The organism is Hamadaea sp. NPDC050747, assembly GCF_040654195.1.
Lineage (GTDB): Bacteria > Actinomycetota > Actinomycetes > Mycobacteriales > Micromonosporaceae > Hamadaea.
Window position 1 is genome coordinate 22,149 of the sequence record NZ_JBFAHM010000005.1, and the last position, 12,482, is coordinate 34,630.

The 12,482-nt window shown below is 63.1% G+C and carries 11 protein-coding genes; 5 read left to right on the top strand and 6 right to left on the bottom strand.

Annotated elements, in window-relative coordinates; translation table 11 throughout:
* Nucleotides 1-126: 126 nt before the first annotated feature.
* Nucleotides 127-864 (bottom strand): class I SAM-dependent methyltransferase, encoded by a 738-nt coding sequence (locus AB0H43_RS12360; RefSeq protein ID WP_359999369.1) that lies wholly within the window; start codon nucleotides 862-864, stop codon nucleotides 127-129.
* 128 nt (nucleotides 865-992) lie between these two features.
* Nucleotides 993-1,949, bottom strand: a complete 957-nt coding sequence (locus AB0H43_RS12365) for a YafY family protein (protein WP_359999370.1) — start codon at nucleotides 1,947-1,949, stop codon at nucleotides 993-995.
* Between the two features lie 62 nt (nucleotides 1,950-2,011).
* Between AB0H43_RS12365 and AB0H43_RS12370 the strand changes: the two genes are divergently transcribed.
* The 5 genes from AB0H43_RS12370 (at nucleotide 2,012) to AB0H43_RS12390 (ending at nucleotide 7,151) form a co-directional block, all read left to right on the top strand.
* Complete coding sequence (locus AB0H43_RS12370; RefSeq protein WP_359999371.1) at nucleotides 2,012-2,545, top strand: DinB family protein; 534 nt, start codon at nucleotides 2,012-2,014, stop codon at nucleotides 2,543-2,545.
* A 4-nt stretch (nucleotides 2,546-2,549) separates the two neighbouring features.
* Entirely contained in the window at nucleotides 2,550-3,017 is a 468-nt protein-coding gene (locus AB0H43_RS12375; protein ID WP_359999372.1) for a VOC family protein, read from the top strand.
* Between the two features lie 212 nt (nucleotides 3,018-3,229).
* Nucleotides 3,230-4,615 (top strand): hypothetical protein, encoded by a 1,386-nt coding sequence (locus AB0H43_RS12380; RefSeq protein WP_359999373.1) that lies wholly within the window; start codon nucleotides 3,230-3,232, stop codon nucleotides 4,613-4,615.
* A complete protein-coding gene (locus tag AB0H43_RS12385; RefSeq protein ID WP_359999374.1) occupies nucleotides 4,612-5,187 on the top strand; it encodes a hypothetical protein in 576 nt (191 codons plus the stop codon). The genes AB0H43_RS12380 and AB0H43_RS12385 overlap by 4 nt, the downstream gene beginning before the upstream one ends.
* Complete coding sequence (locus tag AB0H43_RS12390) at nucleotides 5,184-7,151, top strand: AAA family ATPase (RefSeq protein WP_359999375.1); 1,968 nt, start codon at nucleotides 5,184-5,186, stop codon at nucleotides 7,149-7,151. Before AB0H43_RS12385 ends, AB0H43_RS12390 begins: the two co-directional genes overlap by 4 nt.
* A 49-nt stretch (nucleotides 7,152-7,200) precedes the next feature.
* Here the strand turns inward: AB0H43_RS12390 and AB0H43_RS12395 are convergent, their stop codons facing one another.
* From AB0H43_RS12395 to AB0H43_RS12410, 4 genes are all read right to left on the bottom strand, one after another.
* A complete protein-coding gene (locus AB0H43_RS12395; protein WP_359999376.1) occupies nucleotides 7,201-7,914 on the bottom strand; it encodes a PaeR7I family type II restriction endonuclease in 714 nt (237 codons plus the stop codon).
* Entirely contained in the window at nucleotides 7,907-9,568 is a 1,662-nt protein-coding gene (locus tag AB0H43_RS12400) for an Eco57I restriction-modification methylase domain-containing protein (protein WP_359999377.1), read from the bottom strand. Before AB0H43_RS12400 ends, AB0H43_RS12395 begins: the two co-directional genes overlap by 8 nt.
* A 181-nt stretch (nucleotides 9,569-9,749) precedes the next feature.
* Entirely contained in the window at nucleotides 9,750-10,970 is a 1,221-nt protein-coding gene (locus tag AB0H43_RS12405) for an MFS transporter (protein ID WP_359999378.1), read from the bottom strand.
* A 300-nt stretch (nucleotides 10,971-11,270) separates the two neighbouring features.
* Nucleotides 11,271-12,479, bottom strand: a complete 1,209-nt coding sequence (locus AB0H43_RS12410; RefSeq protein WP_359999379.1) for a radical SAM protein — start codon at nucleotides 12,477-12,479, stop codon at nucleotides 11,271-11,273.
* Nucleotides 12,480-12,482: the final 3 nt, after the last annotated feature.

Here is a 12,482-nt window from a genome sequence, read left to right on the forward strand (position 1 = left end):
GTCCGGGGGGGGCGCCCCCCCCCCCCCCCGGGGGGGTATCGGCCCGGGGGGCAAACCGCGCGCCCAAGATTCGACCCGGATCCCTGATCCAGCGCCGATCTTGGGGGCGAGATCGGCGAGCCGTACCTAGCGGGGCCGGCCGAGCGTCAAGTAACCGAACCCGAAAGCGCCCCGATACCCGTGCAGCCACCGCCGCCGGTGGTCCTCCGCCGCGGCGCGTACGTGCGCGGCTCGCGGGTGATTCGGGTGACGCAGCAGCCATTCCTCGTCGTCGGCGAGGTATCGCGACTCGAAGTCGTCGAGCTCTTCGGGGGAGGCCGTCTCGGTGAACAGCGGAAGGTAGCCGGTAGCGACCGCCAGGTCGACCAGCCCGGCGAGATCGGGCAGCTCGAAGAAGTCCTCCCAGACCAGGTCGGGCTGCTTCACCGAGTACGCCGGATCCCACAGCCCGTCGCCGTAGAACAGCCGCCCGCCGGGGCGTACGTGCTGTATCAGGGCGGTCAGCGCGGCGGCGTTGCCGCCGAAGGCGTGACTGGCGCCGACGCAGATCACCAGGTCGGCCTGTTGTTCGACGGCCACCCCGGGGGTGTTGAGGAAGACGGCGCGCTCCGACAGCCCTCGCTCGACGGCCGCGATGCGGCCCCGGCCGAGCAGCTCCTCGTCGGTGTCGACGCCGAGCCCGGTCGCGTCCGGGGCTCGCTCGAGCACACGCAGCATGAGTTCGCCCCACCCGCAGCCGATGTCGAGAACGTCCACCGGTTGCGCGTACGCCAGCCGTGCAGCGATGGCGTCGGCGTGTGCCTCCGAGAGCGGGGCGTTGAAGGACATGTACTGGTAGCGGCCAGGTCCGTCAAGATCACTCATCGTCGGCGACGGTAACACGTCTTGTGCGGCGCGCGAGGATACGCTACCGACCAGTAGTGACGCGGCTGGGTGGGCTTCGTGGGCAACAGCGGGGACGGCACCGCCGACGTCCGCACGTCCACGGGCGACTATGCAGATGCCTTGTGCGCGGTCGCCAGCCGGCGGGCGAGGACGCCGACCTCGTCGATCAGCTCCGGCGGCGCCAGAACGGTGAAGTCGTGCCCGAGCACGGCCACATACATGGCGATGACGGCGGGATTGTCGGCCCCCGTCACGAGCAGACAACTGTCGGCGTCCACCGCCTCGACGACCCCGATGCTGGGCGGAAACCGTTCGGCGACCACGCTCGCCGGGGCGTGGATGCGTACGCGGGCCTGATAGCGGTAGGGAGCCGTGGTCGTCGCGTCGGCCACGAACGCCGCAGCGTCGGGGGGATCGAGCGGGCGGAAGCGAATCCCGGTGGTCTTCGGCTGATCGAGGCGATCGGCCCGGAACGTACGCCACGCGTCCCGGTCGACGTCGCGAGCGACCAGGTACCAGCGGCGGCCCGTGTGCACCAGCCGGTGGGGCTCGACCGTCCGGGTCGTGGTGGACCCGTCCCGGTCCCGATAGCCGAAGGTCAACCGCTGTTGCGACTGGCACGCCTCGGCGATCAGCGTCAACGCCCCCGGGTCGACCGTGGGTGGTGAGCCGGTCAGGGCGACCGTCGTCGACCGCAACGCCGCGGCCCGCTGCCGCAGCCGGGCCGGCAGGATCCGTTCGATCTTGGCCAGCGCCCGCATCGACGTGTCGGCGATCCCGGTCACGGTGTGGCTGGTCGCCGTACTCAGGCTGAGCACCACCGCGACCGCCTCGTCGTCCTCCAGCAGCAGCGGCGGCAACGTCGACCCGGCCGTCAGGCGATAACCACCCGCGACCCCGGGCGTCGCCACCACCGGATAGCCCAGGTCGCGCAGCTTGGTCATGTCCCGCCGCAGGGTGCGTACCGTCACGTCGAGACGCTCGGCCAGCTCCGTCCCGGTCCACGCCGGGCGGCTGGGCAGAATCGTCAGCAGCCGCAGCAGGCGGGCGGAGGTTTCCAGCACTTCACCAGCGTCGCACACATCGCGGACCGAACCTGTCCGCAATTGCCTCTACCGTGGGCGACATGACCATCGAGTGGACGAACGAGCTGGTCGAGCAACTGGACTGGCATTGGCAGAACCACGTGCGGCCCCGGCTGGACGGGCTGACCGACGACGAGTACCTCTGGCAACCCGTCCCCGGCTGCTGGACGGTCCGGCCCGATCCCGGCACCGGCCGGCTCACCGTCGACTTCGCGTACCCGGAGCCGAGCCCGCCGCCGGTCACGACGATCGCCTGGCGGGCGGCGCACCTCATCGTCGGCATCTTCGGCGCCCGGACCGCGTCGCACTTCGGCGGTCCGCCCACCGACTACGACCAGCACGCGTACGCCGGAACCGCGGCCGAAGCACTCCGGCAACTCGACGACGCGTACGCGGCGTGGGCAAAAGGCGTACGCGGCCTCGACGAGGCAGGCTTAGCTCACCCGTGCGGCCCCGCCGAGGGCCCCTACGCGGCCCTCCCGATGGCCGCCCTGGTGCTGCACATCAATCGGGAAGCGATCCATCACGCGGCCGAAATCCTTCTGCTGCGCGACCTCTATCGGAATCGAGGCTGACCTCATGGCGTACAACTTCCAAGTAGTCGTGGACAGCGCGGACCCGCACCGCCAGGCGGACTGGTGGGCCGAGACGCTGGGCTGGGAGATCGAGCCGTCCGACGAGGAGTTCATCCGCAGGATGCTCGCCGCGGGACACGCGAGCGAGAGTGACACGCGTGAGTACAACGGCACCCTGGTCTGGGCCGTGGGCCAGGCCATCCGGCACCCCGACGGCCTGGCCGGCGCACCGCGCGTGCTGTTCCAGACGGCGCCGGAGGGGAAAGTTCGCGAACCAGTAAGCGGTGATCCGGAATCGGTGCGGCTGCACAACCGACTGCATTTCGACGTTCGGGTTGGGGTCGAGAACCATGCCGAGGTGGTTGCGAAGCTAGTCGCCCGTGGTGCGACGAAGCTGTGGGACGGGCAGCAGGGGCCGTCGACGTGGGTGACGATGGCCGATCCGGAGGGCAACGAGTTCTGCGTCGCGTGATGCGAGAGCCCTATCCGTGGTTCGCTAGGTTTGACGACCGGGGAGAACCGGAGGGCCGAAGTGACCCCGCAGAGGCTTGACTTCGCCAGATCACGGCTGGCAGAGGGGACCTGGCAGGACCTGGCAGTCCATCGCAGAAAAGATAACGCACGATCACTAGCGAGGGACAGACGGTTACGCACGATTGGATTTCATCGCCTAATATCCTGTGCGTGCGTGATGAAGTGCACATCGGTACGGCCAGTGCTGTCGCGCTGGTCGTATCGACTGCGCAGCCGGACGACTCGGGCTCAGAGACTTTCGACCGGTATGACTGGCAAGCCGCTATGGCCGCTGCACACGGTCTTCGCCTCCTCTACGATGCTCTTAGCAAGGGTCCGATCTCCGAGGCCCCTTTCTGCAGGATCATTTGCGAACTGCACGAGGACTGGGTCGCGTGTGTCGGCGATGACGCAGAGCTGATCTCGGCCAAACATCGAGATCGCTCGTTTGGTGCTTACACCACCGTGGGCATGCTGGTCACCAAGGGCGGCCTTGGGCACCTCTTCGGGCGCTGGTGCGCGTTGCAGGAGAAGCCGACGTGTCGCCTTGTCACAACGGCGGGCTTGCAACGTACGGCCAAAGACCTTATGGATGCCGCAACAACCCTACGAAGCCACCGCCTTAGCAAAACGGCCGCAAATATGGCTGGAGCGCAGCAGGCCGCTGTCACGGCCTTCGTCAGGTGTCTGCTGGACTACAAGGCTGGGGAGGGCGAAGCCGGCCTGCCCGTGGCATGGACAGGTACGGCTGACAATCCCGTTACGGCCGCGACGCAGGCGCATACCGATCAGGCGATGCGGTTCCTCGCGATCCTCGATATCGACTGCACACCGCCGCTGCGTAAGGAGATAGGCCACGCTGCACCCACGATGTTCGTCGCGCCAGTACTCAGCCTCATGGGAATCGACGTGGGCAGGGCCGCAGACGTGTGGGCCTCCGTCCTCGCAGTGTTCCGGGAGCGAATGAAAGACGCTGGACCTCGGCCTGATGGAGCGCTGCCGGATCTCATGCAATGGCGACCAACCAACGATGCTGGTGGAGGCGAACGTGAGCTCGTCTCACGCATCGTCGCGATCACCGACATCGCCATCGTCATCCAGGTCGTAACAACTGCGGTCACACCGGCGTATGAGCCACCTCCAGCGCTCCCACTCACACGACTGGGAATCAAGATGGCCAAGGGAGGCTGCGCCGACACCTCGATCGAACGCGCCGAACAACTCCGACAAGACTACAGCGAATTCTGGCGAGCAAAGATCGATGTGGACCATTCTGCGAGATTTGAGCAAGATGCCAACCGGCGCAAGCTCCACCGTCTCAGCGACGAGGCCACCCACGCCGTCCGCCAACAAGACCAGCTGTGGGGAACGCCTCTCTGGATCGAGCTCCAGATCCGGCTTGCCGCCATGCCAACTGCTGGCCTGCCTGTGCAGATGGATGAGGAACTCGCACTGGGGGGTGTCTGCGACCTGACCAGCCGCTGCCAGGTCTGGTTCAGTGAGAGGTTCGACGTCGACGCCGCTCTAGCCGAGGCTCAGCAGGGGCGGGCAGCATGACCGACCCGATTCCGCAGCCGAACAAACATGCCCTCCTACAGGAGGACCTGGCCTACCACCAGGCGCGGGTACTGCTCCTCGTTACCGCCGTGTGCGCGGCGGCCGGACATAACCGCAAACTGGACGGCCTCACTAAGCTAGCCAAACTCGACTTCCTGCTGCGCTATCCGGCTCTAGCGCACGTCGTGCTCGATGAGCTTGATCCTCGCGATGGACGGCTGGCCCTCACCAAACGCGACTTGGCTGCCCCGACCGCCGTTGAGGCACCGATGATCAGATACAAGTTCGGACCCTGGGACGACCGCTACTATCCGGTGATCGGTGCACTGGTAGGACGCGGCTTGGTCCGGTACGCCTCAGGACGGCAAGGCAGCGTCGCGCTCGTCGCGACACCTGCCGGGAAGCGGCTCGCGGAGCAGATGGCAACAAGTACCGAGTGGCGGGCGATCAGTACCCGCAGCGAGGCGATCGCTGAGGCAAGTTCCGGGATGACGGGGTCAGCGCTGAAGGACTTGATCTATCAAAGACTGGCGGACCTGATGGACCGCCCGCATCGGCAGGTAATCCAGTGACCACGACCTTCAGGCTCGACGCCATCACGCTCAACACCACCGAGGGTGAGGTGACGTATCGATTCCCCTCCGACCTCACCGTGCTCGCAGGCCCGACAGGCGTCGGCAAGACAACTCTGTTGGAACTGGTCAAGTTCGGATTCGGCGGCGACGCCGACATCGCCGAAGTTGCTCGCGACTACGTCATCGAAGTCCGCCTGGACGCCACGCTGGGCGCGAGTAGGTATAGCCTTGCGCGCACAGTCGATCCGACGAAACGAAAGATCGTCCGTGTCACCGATCTGATCACGCGAGAGCGAATCGCGGATCACCATGTGACCACCGCTGAGCCGAGCTTGAGCGGCCTGCTCATGACCGCCCTGGGATTCCCGGCGGACATGAGGGCACCTTCTCGAACGGCGACGAGCACTAATCCTGGCGCTCGTATCTCCTTCATGGACATATTCTCCTTCCTTTATGTGCCTCAGCAGGACATCAACAGGGAAATCGCCCATAGCAGCGATTCCTATCGGGAACCCAAGCGAAAAGCAGTGTTCGAGATCCTTTTCGGCATTACCGATGCCGAAGCGCTTGGGCAGCTCTCACTGGTGAACGAGCTCACCGGCAAGATCGAACGCGCCGAGCAAGAGGTAACCGATGTTGCGGCGTTCCTGAAGTCGACCAACACCACCACTCGTGAACAGGCGCTCAGTGTCGTCGAGCAGGCGATGGTCGACGAGCGTGATGCATCTGCGGCGCTCGCTGCCATGCGCGACAGCCTGGACCCGGTCAGCGATCGGGAGACGCAGGTCCTGCGCGACCTGCTGACCGATGCCGAGCGGTCGGCGGCCGAAAGCCGATCGTTGATGCTCACCCTGACCAAGCGGCGCGACGAGTATGAGCTGGAGCGCCGCCGGATCTCAGGTGACTTGGACCGGCTCAGCCGCATCGTGGACGCCGGCCATCGCCTCGCCAAGATTGAATTTGAGGTCTGTCCAAGGTGTGTTCAATCGCTGGCTGGCCGTGAAGTGCCAACAGGCGCGTGCCGCGTCTGCCTGCAGCCCGACCCGACGCCGGGAGGCATGACCGAGTTCGACCAATACGAAGCGAAGCAGCTGCGCGACCAGCTTGAGGAGATCGAGCGGCAGTTCGGCGTGCTTTCACAACAGATGGAGCAGACGTCCGTAGTCGAACGCGATCGGAGACGACGCGCAGCGGAATTGACGGCGTTGATCGAGCACAGAACTCACGAGCGAATCACACCCCGACTCCAGGCATTCGCAGACTCCTCCCAGAAGCTCGCTGAAGCTCGGGCGCTGCAACTTCAGATGGAAGGCACGTTGCGGCAATGGGACCGACTGCAGGACATCGACCTCGTGGCCAGCGAGCTGCGGTCCGAACGTGAAGAGGCCAAGGCAGCTCTGCGCCGACTGCAGGACCGTCTCGCAGAACGACGCGGACTGATTCTGGCCGACCTCAGCGAGGAGTTCGAGCGCACGGTATCGTTGCTGGGCATTCCCAGCGTTACCTCGGCAGCTATCAGCCCGACCAACTACTTGCCGATTATCAATGGCGAGAGCTGGGACAGATTCGGCCCGCGGGGTGGTGGGCGTACCACTGCCGTCCAAGTGGCCTACTGGGCGACCTTGCTGGCGGTAGCGCAAAAGCACAGTTGGACCAGCTACCCGGCGTTCCTTTTGATCGACAGCCCACGGCTAGCGGTCAACAACTCGGAGGAACTCTCAGCTGCCCTTTACAGGCGCCTGGTAGCCCTTGCTGCGATGAACATCGAATACGCGAAGGCCGGTGTCCGCCGCGCCAAGATGCAATTGATCATTGCTGACAACAATCTCCCGCCGGAATACCGTGCCTCCTACACGCAGGTCGATTTCACCATCGCCAACCCGACTGTAAGCACGATACGTCATCCAGGCCCGTCAATGGTTAAGACGCTTGTGGTTGTGGAGGATGATATCGCCGACTAATATCAGCCGCCGTTTGCTGAGGAGCGTTCCGCTTTCAGCCGTGCAAACTCTATCTGTCGAGGACGCTACGAACGAAATTTACGCGGCCCTCGACTGCGGCTCGGAATGCTTTACCAGTTGCTGTCGCCAAGGGCTCCAAGAAGGAAACTCGGCCGTCCTCGTCGACCTTGGTTGTGATGAACCATCCGGCCTGGTAGATGTTGTCGCCCATGAAACGCTTGAGCATTTCCTGGTAGCGCTGGTTATAGGACATTCCTTTGAAGGTCGGATCCGCTGGGAACATCGCGCTGATGTCCCGGTTGGCCAGTTCGGTCTCCGCATCTTCGCGTAGAACGAACACGTAGCCGAGCCAGGGCGGTACGTCGCCGTACGCGGAGAGCTTGGTCTGTGCGGCCCACGTGTCGGTAGCGGTTCCAAGCGCTTCTTCGAAGCGGTTGTTGATGTTTTTGCCGACGGATCCGACTTGGCTCTTAAATTCGAGGGCGGCGACTAGCGCTCCTTTGTAGCGGATCGCCATGTCCCATCGCTTACGCGCTCGGTAGAAGCCAGGCAGAAAAGGTTCCTCTACAATGCATTCCGAGGGCATACCAGCCTTGACGAATATGGCCTTTACGAGGTCGCGAATTCCGTGCATATGGCCGCCCGCGCGGGCGGCTCCGCCAGAGAGGCCTCCGTCAGCGAGGGCGTCCATCTGATCGGTGCGCTTAGTCCAGAATAGGGAGACGGCTGCTTCGGTCGCGAGGTCAGGGGTGACGTCAGACAAGGTCGTAGTTCCTCGGGTCGATGTTGAAGGCCGCTGCTGCCGCTTCGGTCGCCGCAACGGCGTCGCGGCTGCGGAACGCAGCTCGAAGGGCTTCGGCGGTGGCGTCGCTGATCGCGCGGGGGTCGGGTACGCGGATGCGCTTGAGATACTGCGCTTGGAATCGCAGCGTGCCTCCCCGCATGCGCACAGAGTACGCCTCTACGAAGGCTTGGGCGATACGCGAGAGAAGGAGTCCGCCCAGCACTTCCATGTCCCATTTGTCGGAGACGATGTAGTAAAGGTTGTGGTGCGGATAGTGGCCGCCCGGTTCAAGTACAGGATGGATCGTGGTGCGCATGTCCTGCAGCAGAAGCTTTGGGCGATCGGTGAGTTCGTAGTGAACCGGATCGATTGTCCTGTACCAGCGTTCTTTGGCGTTCTTCGCGATGTGACGTGATTTCAAGGTTGTCTCAGCGCCGGTGAGGTATTGGCGAAGCATCGGATAGTCGTCAAGTGCGACCAGCTTTCCATCTGAGGTCCAAGGGCTCACAAGATAATGCCCCGACCATTTGAAGTCGCCCGTCTTCAAATCTCGGACCATCGAGAGTGGCAAGAGTCGGTCGTGTTCCACGATGGCGGCGTTAGTGGTTACAAAGATCCCGTCCGCGCCCGTCGCGACTCCGATGCTTACCTTGGTGCCGGTGGCCGGGTCTTGGAGTGTGCCGAACCTGTCACGAAGATCCTCGATAAGTCGCAGTCTGGCCGGCGTCCCGGTTGGCCAGGATTCGTCGCCTGGGAACCAGTGGGGCAGCCGGTGTGCTGTCACACCAGTGTCCACGAACTGCTGCTGCTCACCGGTTGACCAGGCGGCTAGCCGCCGCGCAGCCACTTCGTTGAAGGACGCGACAGTGTCGGCGGCCACAGCCGGCCCTTGCGAGCCTCGGCGCAGCACGGTGATCGCAGGGTACGCCGAGACCTGCGATTCGAATGCGTCGACATCGTGCATTACCCAGACGTGATCGACCGCATACTCGGTTGCGACAAGTCGTCGCAACCCATCGCCGTACTGGTTGCGCATCCACCTATCAGCGCAGATGAACGCGAGTGTGCCCTCCGGATTGAGCATACCGAGTGCGCGCTCGATGAACCCGACATAGATGTCGGCACGGCCGTTCATCGTGGTCCAGCGACCGCGATACTGAGCAGTGACCTCTTGCGGCAGATCCTCAAGCCTGATGTACGGCGGATTGCCGATGACTACATCGGCTGATTCCGACTCAGGCCAAACTTGCTCGGGTAGTAAGAAGTCTCCTTGCTGAACCCATGTATGGGCCAATTTTTCTGCGGTTGGCCCGGAAGCGCCACGGTCCCTTAGCTTTGTGGAGACAGCCTGGCGCAAGGAGTAGACGTGCTCGGGCTGGAGCTCCCATGCTTTGATTGATGAGGCAAGGTCTGGAAGCGGACGTCCGAAGTTACCGGCGCTGACCAGGAGACGGTCGATGGCGGGAAGTAGAAACGCTCCTGATCCTGCAGACGGCTCGACGAGCGTCAAGCTTCCAAGATCACGTTCGGGGGTGTAGCGAGAAAGGTCTAAAAGCACGTCAACGACCCATCGACGCGTAAACACTTCGCCGAAGTTCGGAACGGACGAATCGGGTATAGCGACAGAGCTCACCTGTACAACTCTAGGGGCTGGTCGGTGGGGCGCTCGAACGACACGGCCCGGGGTCCCCTGGAGCCTCACCTGGCTGCAACGAGGTTCGATTTGCGTCAACACCGATGAACGTCGAGATCGTCGTGCCGATGCTTCTCGATGCGACGCAGAGCATTTCACTGTACGAATTTCTGAACCGGGTTCATGCGTTGGCATCGGCCAATTCCGCTTCTGAAGTCTGATCCCGCTCGTGCCATACCGCAGGGCGAGTGAGCGACACTACGACGACTGCGACGAACGCGACGGCACATCCGATCAGCAGCGGCCTGACTGCGACCTGAGCGATCAAGAAACCGGCCATGATCTGAGCGATGGGTATCGCGAGATAGGAACCGAACAGGTCGTACGATGAAACGCGGGACAGCGCAGCTGTCGGTACGCGGGTCTGTAGAGCTGTTTCCCAGTTGATCATTAGATATTGGGCACCGATCCCGCCCAGCAGAGCCATTCCAAGCAACCAGGGTGTGCTTGCCGTGAGGCCCATTGCCAGGTAGAACCCGACCATGGCCGTGGACATCACGAGCCCGGTTCGCAGTGGGTAGCTCGGCTTTGTCCACGCAGCAAGGCCTGTCGCGATGAGTGAGCCGAGGGTGACTGCCGACAACGCCAAGCCCCAGGTGGCGCGACCAAAGGTCTCATCTGCAACCACTGGCCCGAACACGTCGATGACTCCGGTGTTGATCAGATTCAAGAACAGAGAAGCCAGTACGAGCCGCCACACCCAGCCGAAGGCGATGAACTGCCGCCAGCCGTCCTTGAAGTCGGCAAGGACAGACGGCTCGGTCGGCATGGGACGCGGGAGCTTGAGCAGCGACATCATCGCCACAGACACTGCGTAGGTTGCCGCGTTGAACACCAACCCCCATCCCGGTCCGACGGCGTGAACCAGCAGGCCCCCGAGACTTGTGCCACCGACCATCGCGAAGCCGATGCTGCCGGCTGCAAGGGAGTTGGCACGGCGAAGATCGGATTTGCTTGCCAGTAGTGGGATGACGCCGCTGAAGGCCGGCATGCACAGGCCAGATGTTACGCCGTTGATCACCTGGGTCGTGGCTAGGAGCGGCACGCTCGCGGTGTCCGTCAGTAGGAGGGCACCCGCTACGCCCTCTGTAATCATCGAGATAGTGCCGGCGACCTGGATGACGCGTATGCGTGGAAAGCGGTCACCGATCACTCCGCCGATGAGCAGGAAGGCGATGTTGGGAATGGCCGCCGCGGCTAGGACTATGCCGAGTGCCGTCGCCGAGCCATTACTTATGTCAAGGACGCCGAAGGCTAGAGCGATGGGTGCAGTCGCGCCACCCAGTGTGGAAATGAAGCGTGCGACGAGGTAGATCGCAAGACCGCGACGGTTGGCATTCATCGATCGACATCCTAAATGCGGTGAATGCGGTCTGGCCAGACGTTGGGTGTCCGGCCAGACCGCATCGACGAACTTGCGAGGGGATGTTAGCCGTTCTTGGAGCAGTTGACGCCACAGAAGCCCTCGGGCGCGACCTCCACGTCGTAGAACTCAACCACCGACACCGCAATCACCTCCTATCCATGCGAGCGTCGCTGTAGACGGACCCTCGTGGCCGCTACTTGTTGTCCTTACAGTTGATGCCGCAGAAGCCTTCCGGCGCGGCCTCGACCTCGTAGAACTCGACCTTCGTCACAGATTTCACCTCCGTTCGAGTGTGGGGTCGGCGGTGTTCGCGCGGGTCAGCGCGACACCGTGCTCGCGGTACCAGTCGAGGATGAAGGCATGGACTTCGTCCTCGACGGCACCAAGGATGGATGGAAGCTCGTTGGTCACCACGTCGGCAGAGCAGGCGTGCCAGCGATTGCTGTTAACAAGATCAGCGTCGTAACCAGTGACAACGTGGCCGACCGCCTTGTCAGGCTTGCCAGCGTTGTCCCAGCAGCTATACAACGTGCCGTCCGGGCCGATTACTGCACCTGTGACCCCACCGGGAGCGGTGCAGTACGCGCAATGTTCGACTTCTTCGGCTGTCGGCACCCCGATGCGGAAGCCGGCTTCTAGCGCACGACCGTAGGCTTCCTTGAAGGGGCCTGCCAGCGACGACACTGTTGATAGTTCATTCGGAACGCCGAAACCGTAGTCGCGAAGCGGTGCAAGATGGAGGTTGCAACGGCTTGGTTCGCAAGCCCGCGTCAAGTCTTCGACTAACTGTGGAAGTTCGTGACTGTTGAGATGGCTGACGTTGACGCGAACCGACCAATGCAGTGTCGACGCCGCCGTTGCCTCCTCGATCTTCCGCAGGATGACCTTGTAGGTCTGCCCGCCGGATTTCGTGAACCGCATTTGGTCGTGCGTGGTGGCACCTCCATCGAAGGTGACGTTGACGGCCTCCAGCCCGTGCGCCTCGAGCTCCCGTGCCCGCGATGCGGTCAGAAGAGTGGCATTGGTTGTGATCCGAGCGTGCCTCAAGGGCAACGGCGCTAGAGCCTTCAGCAAACCGATGCACGCGTCATAACGCAGCAGCGGCTCACCCCCGAAGAGAAGGAGATCTACGCCGTCTTTGTGATGTGTCTCCATCTGCTTCTTCACGAAAGACACGATTTGCGAAACAGCGATGTCGCCGCTTTTCAACTCACTTACGGCGATCCTGGGCGACCGCCATAATCCGGCAGGACGTGGTCCGGTGTTCTGAAAACAGTACGGGCAAGCAAGATTGCAGTCCGTAGATGTCAGAACGGTGATGTTGTAGTTGGGGTCGGGTGCTCGCTCGGCGGGTGTCGTTGTCTGCAGGCGGCGGTCGACCATCGTCATGACCTCGCGGTCCGCCTTATACTCGGCTGGAATGAAAGCGATCTGCCGAGAACCGATGACCCATCGTCCGCCAGTTGAGCTCTCCAATGTGCGCACCTT